At 27.5% G+C, this 13325-nt stretch carries 17 protein-coding genes; all 17 read right to left on the bottom strand.

Translation table 11 applies throughout. From position 1 onward, the window contains the following. Positions 1 to 21: 21 nt before the first annotated feature. Positions 22 to 537 carry a galactose-6-phosphate isomerase subunit LacB gene (gene lacB / locus ABGF45_RS03020; RefSeq protein WP_134710845.1) on the bottom strand — a complete coding sequence of 172 codons (516 nt, stop codon included), beginning with the start codon at positions 535 to 537 and terminating at the stop codon, positions 22 to 24. 10 nt (positions 538 to 547) lie between these two features. Continuing rightward, positions 548 to 973 carry a galactose-6-phosphate isomerase subunit LacA gene (gene lacA / locus ABGF45_RS03025; RefSeq protein WP_134710844.1) on the bottom strand — a complete coding sequence of 142 codons (426 nt, stop codon included), beginning with the start codon at positions 971 to 973 and terminating at the stop codon, positions 548 to 550. Between the two features lie 120 nt (positions 974 to 1093). After that, on the bottom strand, positions 1094 to 1849 hold the full coding sequence (locus tag ABGF45_RS03030) for a DeoR/GlpR family DNA-binding transcription regulator (protein WP_134710843.1): 756 nt from the start codon (positions 1847 to 1849) through the stop codon (positions 1094 to 1096). Positions 1850 to 1986: 137 nt separating this feature from the next. Further along, the gene (locus tag ABGF45_RS03035; RefSeq protein ID WP_167554055.1) at positions 1987 to 2667 is read right to left on the bottom strand and encodes a 5'-methylthioadenosine/adenosylhomocysteine nucleosidase; all 681 of its coding nucleotides are present in this window, start codon (positions 2665 to 2667) and stop codon (positions 1987 to 1989) included. Between the two features lie 47 nt (positions 2668 to 2714). After that, positions 2715 to 3713: a phosphate acetyltransferase gene (gene pta, locus ABGF45_RS03040; protein WP_134710841.1), complete on the bottom strand. Its 999-nt coding sequence runs from the start codon at positions 3711 to 3713 to the stop codon at positions 2715 to 2717. Positions 3714 to 3729: 16 nt separating this feature from the next. Continuing rightward, positions 3730 to 4371 (bottom strand): DUF4446 family protein, encoded by a 642-nt coding sequence (locus ABGF45_RS03045; protein ID WP_134710840.1) that lies wholly within the window; start codon positions 4369 to 4371, stop codon positions 3730 to 3732. 1 nt (position 4372) lies between these two features. After that, on the bottom strand, positions 4373 to 5218 hold the full coding sequence (locus tag ABGF45_RS03050; RefSeq protein ID WP_134744076.1) for a ParB/RepB/Spo0J family partition protein: 846 nt from the start codon (positions 5216 to 5218) through the stop codon (positions 4373 to 4375). Positions 5219 to 5224: 6 nt separating this feature from the next. Next, complete coding sequence (locus tag ABGF45_RS03055; protein ID WP_134744075.1) at positions 5225 to 5980, bottom strand: ParA family protein; 756 nt, start codon at positions 5978 to 5980, stop codon at positions 5225 to 5227. Positions 5981 to 6221: 241 nt separating this feature from the next. Continuing rightward, on the bottom strand, positions 6222 to 6926 hold the full coding sequence (gene rsmG, locus ABGF45_RS03060; protein ID WP_134710837.1) for a 16S rRNA (guanine(527)-N(7))-methyltransferase RsmG: 705 nt from the start codon (positions 6924 to 6926) through the stop codon (positions 6222 to 6224). Beyond that, positions 6916 to 8820, bottom strand: coding sequence for a tRNA uridine-5-carboxymethylaminomethyl(34) synthesis enzyme MnmG (gene mnmG / locus ABGF45_RS03065; RefSeq protein WP_134710836.1), 1905 nt, complete (start codon positions 8818 to 8820; stop codon positions 6916 to 6918). The genes rsmG and mnmG overlap by 11 nt, the downstream gene beginning before the upstream one ends. Positions 8821 to 8861: 41 nt before the next feature. Next, positions 8862 to 10241: a tRNA uridine-5-carboxymethylaminomethyl(34) synthesis GTPase MnmE gene (gene mnmE, locus ABGF45_RS03070; protein ID WP_408112086.1), complete on the bottom strand. Its 1380-nt coding sequence runs from the start codon at positions 10239 to 10241 to the stop codon at positions 8862 to 8864. A 79-nt stretch (positions 10242 to 10320) separates the two neighbouring features. Then, positions 10321 to 11370 carry an RNA-binding cell elongation regulator Jag/EloR gene (jag, locus tag ABGF45_RS03075; RefSeq protein WP_408112592.1) on the bottom strand — a complete coding sequence of 350 codons (1050 nt, stop codon included), beginning with the start codon at positions 11368 to 11370 and terminating at the stop codon, positions 10321 to 10323. 4 nt (positions 11371 to 11374) lie between these two features. Further along, positions 11375 to 12073 (bottom strand): YidC/Oxa1 family membrane protein insertase, encoded by a 699-nt coding sequence (locus ABGF45_RS03080; protein ID WP_408112593.1) that lies wholly within the window; start codon positions 12071 to 12073, stop codon positions 11375 to 11377. An 8-nt stretch (positions 12074 to 12081) separates the two neighbouring features. Further along, entirely contained in the window at positions 12082 to 12294 is a 213-nt protein-coding gene (yidD, locus tag ABGF45_RS03085) for a membrane protein insertion efficiency factor YidD (protein ID WP_134710832.1), read from the bottom strand. 1 nt (position 12295) lies between these two features. Beyond that, positions 12296 to 12628, bottom strand: a complete 333-nt coding sequence (rnpA, locus tag ABGF45_RS03090) for a ribonuclease P protein component (protein ID WP_134710831.1) — start codon at positions 12626 to 12628, stop codon at positions 12296 to 12298. Positions 12629 to 12652: 24 nt separating this feature from the next. Further along, positions 12653 to 12787 (bottom strand): 50S ribosomal protein L34, encoded by a 135-nt coding sequence (gene rpmH / locus ABGF45_RS03095; RefSeq protein WP_134710830.1) that lies wholly within the window; start codon positions 12785 to 12787, stop codon positions 12653 to 12655. Between the two features lie 341 nt (positions 12788 to 13128). Then, complete coding sequence (locus tag ABGF45_RS03100; protein WP_408112594.1) at positions 13129 to 13323, bottom strand: hypothetical protein; 195 nt, start codon at positions 13321 to 13323, stop codon at positions 13129 to 13131. Between the last annotated feature and the right edge of the window lie 2 nt (positions 13324 to 13325).

A 13325-nucleotide genomic window follows, 5' to 3' on the forward strand; every position in this document is an offset into this window, starting at 1 on the left:
TCTATAAATTTTAACTTATAATCAATTGCCGTATTCTCCTTTATCCCACTTTTCAATGAATTCATCAAAAAATCCTTCATCCTCTTGATTTAGTGCTTCAGTTTCCACACAAGCAATTTTTTCTAAAATTAATTTATTTTCTGGTGTATCTTTATATTTTGTATTTATAAATGCATCTATAATATCATTCATCAGAAATTCGCCTGTTATTTTCCCACCGAAACCAATAACATTTGCGTTAAGATTTTCTTTAGCATATACAGCACTTGTAATATCCCTTACAAGTGCAGACCTGATCCCTTTTACTTTATTAACAGCATTGTTAATTCCTACACCAGTTCCACAAATACAAATTCCTAAATCAGCTTTACCATTTTTTACCGCATAACCAACCTTTTTACCATATATAGGATAATGAGTTCTTTTATAATCATAAGTTCCAACATCAAACACTTCATGTCCATTATCTATTAAATGTTTAATTACCTTATTTTTTTCATCTGTTACGATATGATCACAACCAATTGCTATTTTCATATATCACCTCCTAACACATTTTATTTAGCATATCAACTCTAATTTCATGTCTTCCAGCATCATAAACGCCATAAATAAATGACTTAACAATATTTATTGCCAACTTTTCACCAACTAAAAGTGAGCCTAAAGTTAAAACTCTTGAATTATTATGACTTCTTGTCATGTATGCACTTCTCTCTTCTGATACATTTGCTGCAATAATTCCTTTAACTTTTGTAGCAACAATAAAACTTCCGACACCATATTCATCAATAATAATAGCTAAATCATCTGGATTTTTTTTTATTTCTTTTACAATATCAAGTGTCAATGAAACAAAATCATCATCTTCTCTACTTAAATCTATTACCTCCTTCTTTTCAGCTTTTATAAAATCTAAAATTTTATTTTTCAATACTTTAGATCTTTGAATTGAACCTACAATAACCCTCATACAACCTCCTATTTTATGATAACGTTTTTTGGTTATCTTAATTATAAAATAAATAAAACAAAAAATCAACATTAATGTTTAATAATTGAACATTAATGTTGATTTTTTGTTTTATTATAACTAATTAATCACTTCTGTAAATAAAGATAAGCTTTTTATTTTATCATTATCTTTTTCGTTTGTAATAACCGCAGTAGTATCACTCAATTTAAAAAAAGTTACAAAATCTTCCCTATCAATTTTAGACGAATCTATTAATAAATATTTTTCAACCGAATTATTTAATGCTAGCGTTTGAGTAAAAGCTTCTTCATAATTTGATGCCATTACATCATTTTCTTTTACAGCATTAGCTCCGAAAAATGATTTTGTAAATCTCATAGTATTTAATATCGTATAAGTTATTTCTCCTACAAAAGCCTCTGTTAAACGTCTTTTTTCTCCTCCTAATAGAAAAACTTGAAATAACTCAGTCTTCTTTTCAAGTAATATATTAAAAACCGGAAGACAATTTGTAATTATTCTTATTTTTTTATTTTTAATTTCTTTGGCTAAAAGTTCAACAGTTGTCCCAGGGCCTAAATATATTGTGTCTCCATCTTGTATAAGATTAGAGGCTTTTTTTGCTATATATAGTTTTTCAGCCATATTATACATATGCTTTTCGTCATGAGATATTTCTAAATATTTATAAGAATTATTAGTCCTTGCGCCCCCATGTATTTTTGTTAAAACACCTTGCTTTTCCAATTCAGCAAGATCCCTTCTTACAGTCATATCTGTTACACCTAACAATTCAACAATATCCGAAACTCTTACGCTTCCCTTTTTATTAACAAGAGTCGTGATTGCTTCTTGTCTTTTAGATTTGTTCATTTTAACTCCTTAAAATTACATAATGTTAAACTAAATTAATAATATATTTCATTATATAATAAAATGTTTTATTTATAAACATTTTATTAAAACGTTTATATTTGATAACATTTACATTGTTATAAATGTGATGATATTTATTTCAAAAATTCTTCAAGCATATCAGCAGATCTCTTACTTGTAATTTCAACATTTTTCATAAAATCAATATTACTATTATCATGATGAACAATATCTGAAAGTGATCTAATTATTATAAATGGAATATTAAACTTATCACAAGTATACCCTATTGCAGCAGCTTCCATTTCGCATGCAATCGCAGTTGGAAATTTTTCTTTTAATTCCAAAACCTTAACTTCTTCTCCTACAAAAACATCTCCACTTATTATATCTCCAAAATATATATTAGAATCAACTTTATTTTTTAAAAATGATTCTTTTACTTTATTTCTAAGTAATTCATCAGATTTTGTTGTAATTCCAATTCCGGATTTTCCATCAATATATGAAGTATCAAAATCATGCTGTATTACATTTTCGGAAATTACAATATCCAAGGTATTTTGTTCTTTTAACATTCCTCCTGCCGTTCCAATATTTACTATGTAATCAGGATGATATGTCATTATCATTAAAGTTGTAATAATACTTGCATTTACTTTACCAACTCCACTTTTAGTAAGAATAACATCTTGATTATTAATTTTACCAAAATAAAAATCAACCCCTTGAATATTTTCTTCTTTTATATTTAACATCTTATCTTTAATTGCTTCTACTTCTTTTGGCATTGCTCCAATTATTCCACACAACATAAATTTCTCCTTATAAAAAAGCCTGATCTTTAGACCAGGCATAATAATTATTGTAATGATTGAGCTGCTGTAACGATTGATGTTAAGTAAACATCTTCTGAATTACATCCTCTAGATAAGTCATTAACCGGCTTTTTCAATCCTTGTAAAATTGGTCCTACCGCTGTATACCCCCCAAGTCTTTGAGCGATTTTATATCCAATATTTCCTGCTTCTAATGTTGGAAATATAAATGTATTTGCATACCCTGCTACATTTGATGAAGGGAATTTTAAGTCTGCTACTGTTGATGAAACAGCTGCATCAAATTGCATTTCTCCATCTATCGGCACATCTAAACCTTGCTCTTCAACTATTTGTTTTGCAATTTTAGCTGCTTCAGCTACCTTTTGTGATTCAGGTGTTACGGCTGAACCATTTGTTGAAAATGATAATAATGCAACTTTTGGATCAATACCAAAAACTTTAGCTGTTTGTGATGATATAACTGCTATTTCTCCTAGTTGTTGTGCATCTAATGTTGTATTAATAGCTATATCAGCAAATAAATATTTTTCTCCTTGTTTTCCAAGCATTACCATTGCCCCCGATGTTCTTGAAACCCCTGGTTTAGTTTTGATTATTTGTAATGCCGGTCTTACAGTATCTCCAGTTGTATGAATAGCACCCGAAACCATACCATCAGCTTCACCTAATTGAACCATCATAGTCCCAAAATAATTTACATCTTTTAACATTTGTTCGGCTTGCTCTTTTGTATTTTTTCCATTTCTTAATTCAATAAAAGCCTCTACATATTCATCAAATTTAGGATCATTTTCCGGATCCCTAATTTCAATTTCTTCAATTTCAGCTCCTAAAGACAATTTATTTGCTTCTTTTATAATTTGTTCTTTGTTTCCTAAAAGAATGGGAAATAAAACTTTTTCTCTTTTTAATTTTACAGCTGCCTTTAATATTCTTCCATCTTCCCCTTCAGGTAAAACAATTTTAATATTTTTTCCTTCTATTGATTTTTTTAAACTTTCAATAAGTGATAAATTCATAGATTTTCTCCTTTTCTTATTTTCCTAACAACATATTTAACGCATCGAATTCATCCGCTGAACATTCTGCATCAGGATTTCCATTTTTAATATATTTAGAATATGTATATGAACTCTCTCTACCGTTAATTGACGTTATCATTATACCATTATTAAACTGGTCAAGCAAAATGAACGTAAATGATAATTTACCAGTTTGATTTTCAAAAGCATCATATTTATGCAAAATATGTTTTTGCATTGAAAATGATAATTTTTCATTCAAGTACTTAATTTGTTTGCTATACTCCTCATTTAAATTGTCTCTAAATTCTATATATTCATTTTGCAATTGTTCAATTTCCCTATTTTGTTTTTCAGATAAATCCTGTGTTAATTTTTTTATATCTGAATACATTGAATTTGTATTTTCTTCAAAATCATTTTTAATATCATCATAAAAACTGGCTATTTCTTCATTTTTAGCAGAAATATCTCCTATCTCATCATTATGTCTTAATAATATTTCTTCAATATTAAGCTCACCTCTACCTCGTAAAAGCTTATCATATCTAAATCTAATCCTGTCAATTTTATTTCCTAAACTTATTATCTTTAATGCCGAAATACAAACTATAACCATCATAATAAATATTATAAATAATAAAAATTTATCCATTTCATTCTCCTAAACCATATCGTTCCAAAAATTCCTCAATTTGTTCATCATTTGCAAATTCAATACTAACCTTCCATTTATTGTTTGATTTTTTCACATCAACTTTTGCACCTAATGATTCCTTTAATCTATCTTCTATATCTTTTATAAACACATCCTTTTTAATTATTTTTTTTTCTTTTTTAGAAGATCTTTTTTCAATTTCATTTACTGTAATTTCTTTTTTTATAAGCATTTCTAAATATTTTTTTCTTTCAAAAATATCTTTAATCCCTAGTAGAGCTCTACCTTGTGAAGAAGTTATATTACCCTTTTCAAGTTCTGAAATGGTAAAATCATCAAGTGATAATAATCTAACAATATTTGCTATGTATGTTCTTGACTTTCCTATAATATTACTTAGTTCTTCTTGAGTTAAATTATGAATCTTCATAATATTTTCATATGCTTGAGCTTCCTCATATGGATTTAAATCTTCTCTTTGAATATTTTCTATCATGGAAATCATATCTTTATCTTTATCATTTAATTCTCTAATTATTGCTGGTACTGTTTCCAAGCCTGCAATTTTAGCCGCTCTATATCTTCTTTCACCTGCAACAATTTTATATTTTTCGTCATTTTTTATTAAAACTAAAGGTTGTAATATACCATATAATTTTATGGATTTTGATAAACTATTAATAGTTTCATCATCAAAATTTTTTCTTGGATTATTATCACTTGCTTCAATTTTATCAATTTTTATTTGTTGAATCTTTTCAAAATCGGAGTCATTATTTTCTAAAATTTCCTTTTCAGGAATTAAGGCTCCAAGTCCTTTTCCTAATCCTTTTCTTTTAACCATAAACACCTACTTATTTTGTTTTATTAATTCATTCGCTAATTTTATATATGCTTTAGCACCCTTTGATGATTTATCATAGTCTATAATTGATAAACCATGTGATGGTGCTTCTGCAAGTCTAATATTTCTAGGAATAATCGTTTTAAATACTTTATCCTTAAAATATTTTTTAACTTCTTCAACAACATCCAAAGATAAATTATTTCTACCATCAAACATTGATATTACTACACCTTCTATTTCTAGATCACTATTTAAGCTACTTTTAATCAAGTCCAATGTTTGCATTAACTGAGATACACCTTCCAAAGCATAATATTCACTTTGAATCGGGATAATTACAGAATCACTTGATACTAACGCATTTATACTTAGTAGTCCTAATGATGGTGGACAATCTATAAGTACAAAATCATAATTTTCTTTATTATTTTCTAAATAACCATACAGCAATTTTTCTCTATTATTTATATTAACAGCTTCTATTTCAAATCCTGATAAATCCGAATTTGAAGGTATTATTTTAACATTTTCAGAACTGGTATCTAATGGAACAAACTTATATTCATCAATTAAAACATCATAAATACTATATGATAAATCAGATTTATTTATTCCTAATCCAGAACTACTATTTCCTTGCGGGTCAAGATCTACAACTAAAACTTTTTTCTTTTTCTTTCCAAGTGCTGAAGCCAAGTTAACAACTGTAGTTGTCTTTCCAACACCACCTTTTTGATTAAAAATTGATATTACTTTCATAAACACCTCGTTTTTAATTATATCACAATTAACAAATATATTAAATTGATAATTTAAAATGTTTCATATGAAACATTTTAAATATTACTTTTATTAATTTGTTTCATATGAAACATTTTAAATTATTTGGTTTTATATTATTTTTTGTTTTGTTTCATATGAAACATTCTGAATTATATTTTTTACAATTTAGTAAAAATTAGATATAAATAAATGCCGTGTAAATTAACACGACATACTATTAATTAATTGGTTTGGATTTTGGCTTTCCTCCGGATCTTGGAAATCTATATGGAGTAGATTTTATTTTTTTTATAAGAATTAAACTTCTTTTTCCTAAATTATTAGGCAATTCATATTCTATAACTCTATCTAACATCCCTCCTAATAGTTTTATTGCTGATTTAGAATTTTTTAACTCTTCTTTGTAGTTTGGTCCTTTCATAGCTATAAAATATCCTCCTACTTTGACAAAGGGCAGACAATATTCTAATAAAGTTTGCATAGGAGCGACAGCTCTAGATGTTGCAATATCAAATGATTCTCTGATTCCTTCTTTTCTAGCTAATTCCTCAGCACGACCGTGTAGGGGAACGACATTATCTAAATTCAATTTTTCAACAACAACATCTAAAAAATTAATTCTTTTCTTTAGACTATCTAATAAAACAAATTTTAATGTGTCATTGTATATTTTAAGTGGAATTCCGGGAAAACCACCACCTGTACCTATATCTATAATATTTTGATTTTTTTCAATAATACCGGATTTTGTAATTAACAAGGAATCTAAAAAGTGCTTAATATAAACTTCTTCAGTTTCAACAATTTTTGTTATATCAATTTTATAATTCCATTCCTCTAATAATTTATAAAATTCATCAAATTTTTGTTCTTGTATTTCAGTTAAATTATATCCGTAATCTGTAAAAAATTTATTTTTCATTATTGTTTTTCCTTTTTTGTACTTCTAGATAAATTAATATTACATTAATATCTGCCGGTGTTACTCCAGGCATTCTAGATGCTTGTCCAACTGAGTCCGGTCTAATAATATTCAGTTTTTCAGCGGCTTCCTTTTTCAGACCATCAATTTTAGTATAATCTTCAATAAAATCTAGTTTTTTATTTTCCATTTTCTTAAATTGATCTATTTGCATATTTTGCTTTCTAATATATCCTTCATATTTTATCTGAGTTTGAACCTCTAAGACATATGGCTTCTTTATTTGCGTTCTAAGCGGATCTAACACTTCTAACAACTCATAGCTTAACTCCGGTCTTTTTATAAGCTCATAAAGCGATACAGCGGTCTTTATTTCTTGGGTGTCTAATTTTTTTAAAATTTCATTTGTTTCTGACGTAGGTGTTAAAATTACATTTTTAAGTCTTTCTACTTCTTTTTCAATAGTTTCCTTCTTTTCAATCATTAATTGATATCTTTCTTCTGAAACTAATCCTAAGTCATAACCTTTTTGTGTTAATCTTAAATCCGCATTATCCTGTCTTAGTGTTAATCTATATTCTGCTCTAGATGTCATCATTCTATATGGCTCTCTTTGACTTTTAGTAACTAAATCATCAATTAATACTCCAATATATGCTTCTGATCTATCCAATACAAATGGTTCTTTTCCATCAATTGATAAAACCGCATTAATTCCCGCTATTAAGCCTTGTGCTGCAGCTTCTTCATATCCTGATGTTCCATTTATTTGTCCTGCAAAAAATAAATTTTTTATATGAACACATTCTAAGTTAGACTTTAATGTTGTAGCATCTAAACAGTCATATTCTATACCATGAGCTGGTCTCATAAATTCAACCTTTTCTAAACCAACTATCGTTTTATAAAATTCTTGTTGCACTTCAACTGGAAGTGTTGAAGAAGCTCCTTGAACATACATTTCACTTGTTGATCTTCCTTCCGGTTCAATAAATATTATATGCTGATCTTTATCTGAAAATCTTACTACTTTGTCTTCTATAGATGGACAATATCTTGGTCCAATTCCTTCTATTACTCCAGCATACATAGGGGATCTATACAATTCTCTTTTAATTATTTCATGTGTTTCAAGTGTTGTATGAGTTTGATAACATAATTCTTGTTTATATTTAAAATCTTTATCAACATTCATAAATGAAAATGGTACCGGATTTTCATCTCCATATTGTGGAATCATCTTACTGAAATCTAATGATCTCTTATGAACTCTAGCTGGAGTTCCTGTCTTAAATCTTCTTAATTCAAAACCTAATTTTTCTAAATTTTTGGATAGGTGAGTGGCAGGCTTCATACCATGTGGCCCTGAGGAATATTGTAATTCTCCCATTAATATAAGTCCATTTAAATAAGTCCCCGTACATGCAACTACTGCTTTAGACTTATAAATAGCACCAGTCACAGATTTAACTCCTATAACTTTTCCATCTTCAACTAATATATCATCTATTTCTGTTTCTACCAATCTCAAATTTGGTTCTGCTTCTAAAACTTTCTTCATTTCTTCATGATATACTCTCTTATCAGCTTGTACTCTCAAAGAATGAATAGCCGGACCTTTAGATGTATTTAACATTTTTGATTGAATTGAAGCCTTATCAATATTTAGTGCCATTTCTCCGCCTAAAGCATCAATTTCTCTAACTAAGTGGCCTTTACCTGTTCCTCCAATATTTGGATTACACGGCAAGTCAGCTACTGATTCTAAGCTTATAGTTGCCATTATTGTCTTTTTCCCTAATCTCGAACTTGCAAGAGCAGCTTCAATCCCTGAGTGTCCCGCTCCAATAACAACAACATCAACTTCATCAGCTATATAATTTTTAATTTCCATTTTGTCTCCCTCAATAATAATAGTTATTTAATTAACAATATCTATTTTCCAATACAAAAATCCTTAAATATCTTATCTAAGATATCTTCTTCGATTGTTTCTCCTGTAATTTCTCCCATTTGAGAAAATGCATTTCTAAAATCAATTTCTACAGCATCTAGTGGAATACCTTTTTTTACATCATTTACAGCTGAAATAATATTATCTCTAGCTTTAACAAGTAAATCCCTATGTCTTATATTGGTAATTAAAACTGTATTATCTACTTTAATTTCTCCATCAAAAAACATATCCAATATTGAATCTTCTAGTTCTTTGATTCCTTTTTCTTCAATAATTGACATATCTATAATAGTAGAATTGCCAAAATTATTTTCAATAAGCTTTTTATCAGCTTTAATCTCTAAATCCTGTTTATTCAACAATATTATTGATTTCTTATTATTCAACAACTCTAAAATCTTTTCATCTTCATTATCTAATGGTCTAGACATATCAAAAATCGCAATAACCAAATCTGCTGAATTAGCAATTTGTATACTTTTTTCAACACCTATTGATTCTACCAAATCATCTGTATCTCTGATTCCTGCTGTATCAATTATATTTATTGACACTCCTCCCAGATTCAATGATTCTTCTATTGTATCTCTTGTAGTCCCTGCAACATCGGTAACAATAGCTCTATTTTCTTTTAATAAGGCATTTAATAATGAAGATTTTCCTACATTCGGCTTTCCTATAATGGCTGTTTTTATACCGTCTTTTAATATTCTTCCTTGATTGGAGGAATTAATCAACTCGTTTAAATCTTTAAGAATATTTTCTGATTTTTCATATAATGGGTCTAAAGGTAAATCATCTTCGTAATCTTCCATAAAATTTATAGAAAATTCTACTCTTGCCATTAAGTCTAACATTTTAGTTTTTATCTCTTTAACTTTAGATGCTACACTTCCTTTTAATTGGAGTAGGGAAGCTTCATATGCCTTGTCCGTTTTCGCATCTATCAGATCTATTACAGCTTCGGCTTGTGATAAGTCTAAACGACCATTTAAAAAAGCTCTTTTAGTAAATTCTCCTCTGTCAGCCATATATGCACCATTTTTTAATAATAAATCCAATATTTTTTTTACAGCAATATGGCCACCATGGCAATATATTTCAACTATATCCTCTCTTGTATAAGTATGTGGTCCCTTCATAAATGCTAATAAAACTTCATCTATCATATTTTCGTTATTATCAAAAATATATCCATAATTTAATTTTCTATTTTGAAAATCTTTGACTGTTTGCTTATTAGGTTTTCTAAATATTTTTTTAGCTATATCAAATGACTCTTCTCCTGACATACGTACAATACCAATTCCAGCTTCACCTGTAGCTGTTGATATAGCAGCTATTGTCTTTTCTGCCATAAATTTTCTCCTTTATAAAATAAAAAGCTCCAAAGAAATGTATTAAACATATCAATAGGAGCCATCTTGCTATTAAGGATTATCCTTTATATTTCACAACTACTTTTCTATTTGGGAATTTTCCTGTTGACACAGTTTCTATTTCCTTGTAGTTTTGTAAAGAATAATGTACTATTCTTCTTTCATATGAATTCATAGGTTTTAATGCAATAGATTTTTTAGTTTTCAATACCTTAAATGCTACTCTTTGAGCATTATTTTCTATAGTTTTTTTTCTTCTATTTCTATAATCACCAACATTTAATGTAACTCTATAAAACTTAGTTGTATTATTATTTGTTAATAATGATAATACATATTGAATTGCATTTAATGTTTCACCCTTACTTCCAATAACTATCCCTGTGTCATTTTCAGAAATATCATTTAGATTTAGGTTAATAATATTATCTCTACTTGTTTCGTAAGAAACTTTAGTTTCAATATGCATTTTAACTAAAATATCTTCTAAATTTTTCTTTACTTTTTCAGCGACAGTTTGCAAATCATCATTATCAGTAATTATTGAAACCTTACCTGAAAACTCTAAATCTTTAGTATTTTTTATAGCTGATTCATCTGAAGTATATACTGCAAATTCTACATCTTTATTTTCGTCTTCCATAAATCCTAAATCTGCACCTTCTTCATATAAATCATCCTCTGAACCATAGTCATCTCCTTCAACTGAATCTTCATTTGATTCGTTTGTTGAAACTTTTTCAATAACTTCTACCTCTTCAGTAGTTTCTACTACTTCAACAACTTCTGATTCTTCATCTTCTTCTAATTGATTAAATCTATCTTCAAAATCACTATCTTCTTCATCTTCATCATTTGAATCATATTCTACTTGATTAATCATGAATGAATTCTCTTCATCAGATAATAAATCTTTAATATCAATAGTATTACTTACTTTTTCTTTTATTTTAACTATTGCATCATTTCCACCGAAAATACCAAATAATCCTTTACTTGGTTCTTCTAAAATTTCATATTCTACTTGTTCTTTAGATAAACCTAATTCTTTAATACCTAAATCAATAGCTTCTTCAATAGTTTTAGCTGATTTAATTATTGATTTCATAATATTATCCTCTTGCTTTAATCTTTCCTATTAACAAACCTGTACCCCTAATAATTATTTCAATAAAGTTACCTACAGTCCAATATAATACTAAACCTGCTGGCAATGTTCTAAAGATAAAGAAGAACATTACTGGCATAATGTACATCATAGTTTGCATACTGTTCATTTGTGCATTTCCTGCACCCATGCTATTTCTATTAAAATATTGGAATCCTAATTGTGATACCGAGTTTATTAATGGTAGTAAATATCCTGTTGGATCAGCTTTTGCTAAGTCTGGCACCCAAAAGAACACTCTACTTATTTTATCATAATTGTGTATATATGGCTTTGGATCTTGAATAACTTTATATAATGCAAAAATAATTACCATTTGAATAATGAAAGTTAAACAGCTACCTCCACATCCTTGCATCATATTATTTTCTTTTTGAAACTCCATCATTTTCTTTTGATAGATTTGTTGATCATATCCATATTTTTGTTTTATTTTATCAAGCTCAGGCTGCATTTTTCTTTGTTTTTCTGCATTTCTAGCTGATTGAATAGTCATTGGAATTGTAATAACTTTATAAAATAATCCCATAACTATTAATGCGTATGCATAATTTGATATATGTGCACTTCCTAGCCCTAATGATTCTACTGTTTCATATACGAATTTAAATAATTGTCCTAACAAATCATTTAAAAAATTCATAAATCCTCCTATTTAACAGGATCATAACCACCTTTACTAAAAGGGTTACATCTTAAAATTCTCCAAACAGTCATTGCTGTTGCCTTAAAGAAATTATATTTGGTATACGCATCAATTGCATATTGTGAACACGTGGGAGTATATTTACACTTATTACTTCCTAAAACAGGTGATATATATTTTCTATAAAGTTTTATTAAAATCATCATAAATTTATTCATCTTAGCCTCTCTTTGCAATTTTTATTACATGTTTAAGAGAATTTTCCAATTCTGAATATGTTTTATCAATAGTGTGGTATTTAGGTGCAATTATATAATCTTTCCCATTTTCAAAATTTGAAAGATTTAATCTTATTATTTCTTTTAATTTTCTACGCACCGAATTTCTTTTATTTGCTTTCCCGTATTTTTTAGTAATTGTAAATCCAAATCTAGGATACTCATATGAATTATTTGATACTAATATCTTAAAATCTTTATTGTAAAATCTCTTTGACCTATTATACAATCTCTTAAATTCTAAATTATTTTTAATCCTAAATTTTTCTTCCATAAATATTTTCCCGTGTAAATTCAATTATGCTGATAATTGTTTTCTACCTTTACGTCTTCTAGCTGCTAAAACTCTTCTTCCTGTTGGAGTAGACATTCTTGATCTAAATCCGTGTTTTTTTGCTCTACTTCTTCTGTTTGGTTGATAAGTTCTCTTCATAATAATCCTCCTAATATTTTGTAAACTTATTTAATCTTTTACAATTTTACATAATTATCTGTTGTAAAATGCTAACTTTTATTATATTGATTTTATTGGAAATTGTCAAGTATATTAGCTGCTTTTAAGGGTATTGTTTGAAAGTGATTTCATGATTGAAATATATTTTAATTATTTAAAATACATTACATTAAAGATATAAAAAAGATTGATATATTTTATTGAAAATATTTAAATTTAAAATAGAATTAGAAATCTTAACTTCTAATTCTCAAATACCTAAAATTGTAATGTAAATATATTATATATTTATAACATTTATTAATTTAAACTATTTCTTTTTATTTTTTTTCTCTATCTCTTATAACCTGTATTAAACTTGCAAATACCAATACAAAAAAATATGGTAATAAATCATATAATGAAGTTTTAATTTCTCGAGTCATAACATCATAAATATAAACACCAGATAAGAAGCTTACAACTGATATATAAATGTATTTAATAAATCTTAAACTTAAACTTTTAATATCCATAA

Source organism: Helcococcus sp. KG196 (assembly GCF_046035495.1).
In the GTDB taxonomy this organism is placed as follows: domain Bacteria; phylum Bacillota; class Clostridia; order Tissierellales; family Peptoniphilaceae; genus Helcococcus; species Helcococcus ovis.

Bases quoted from the DNA above. Each gene is read 5' to 3' on its own strand.
- ABGF45_RS03100 (WP_408112594.1), bottom strand. From the start codon at position 13,323: ATGGATATTAAAAGTTTAAGTTTAAGATTTATTAAATACATTTATATA.
- lacA (WP_134710844.1), bottom strand. From the start codon at position 973: ATGAGGGTTATTGTAGGTTCAATTCAAAGATCTAAAGTATTGAAAAAT.
- mnmG (WP_134710836.1), bottom strand. From the start codon at position 8,820: ATGGAAATTAAAAATTATATAGCTGATGAAGTTGATGTTGTTGTTATT.
- lacB (WP_134710845.1), bottom strand. From the start codon at position 537: ATGAAAATAGCAATTGGTTGTGATCATATCGTAACAGATGAAAAAAAT.
- jag (WP_408112592.1), bottom strand. From the start codon at position 11,370: ATGAAATCAATAATTAAATCAGCTAAAACTATTGAAGAAGCTATTGAT.
- ABGF45_RS03055 (WP_134744075.1), bottom strand. From the start codon at position 5,980: ATGAAAGTAATATCAATTTTTAATCAAAAAGGTGGTGTTGGAAAGACA.
- yidD (WP_134710832.1), bottom strand. From the start codon at position 12,294: ATGAATAAATTTATGATGATTTTAATAAAACTTTATAGAAAATATATA.
- ABGF45_RS03035 (WP_167554055.1), bottom strand. From the start codon at position 2,667: ATGTTGTGTGGAATAATTGGAGCAATGCCAAAAGAAGTAGAAGCAATT.
- rpmH (WP_134710830.1), bottom strand. From the start codon at position 12,787: ATGAAGAGAACTTATCAACCAAACAGAAGAAGTAGAGCAAAAAAACAC.
- ABGF45_RS03080 (WP_408112593.1), bottom strand. From the start codon at position 12,073: ATGAATTTTTTAAATGATTTGTTAGGACAATTATTTAAATTCGTATAT.
- pta (WP_134710841.1), bottom strand. From the start codon at position 3,713: ATGAATTTATCACTTATTGAAAGTTTAAAAAAATCAATAGAAGGAAAA.
- mnmE (WP_408112086.1), bottom strand. From the start codon at position 10,241: ATGGCAGAAAAGACAATAGCTGCTATATCAACAGCTACAGGTGAAGCT.
- ABGF45_RS03045 (WP_134710840.1), bottom strand. From the start codon at position 4,371: ATGGATAAATTTTTATTATTTATAATATTTATTATGATGGTTATAGTT.
- ABGF45_RS03030 (WP_134710843.1), bottom strand. From the start codon at position 1,849: ATGAACAAATCTAAAAGACAAGAAGCAATCACGACTCTTGTTAATAAA.
- rsmG (WP_134710837.1), bottom strand. From the start codon at position 6,926: ATGAAAAATAAATTTTTTACAGATTACGGATATAATTTAACTGAAATA.
- rnpA (WP_134710831.1), bottom strand. From the start codon at position 12,628: ATGGAAGAAAAATTTAGGATTAAAAATAATTTAGAATTTAAGAGATTG.
- ABGF45_RS03050 (WP_134744076.1), bottom strand. From the start codon at position 5,218: ATGGTTAAAAGAAAAGGATTAGGAAAAGGACTTGGAGCCTTAATTCCT.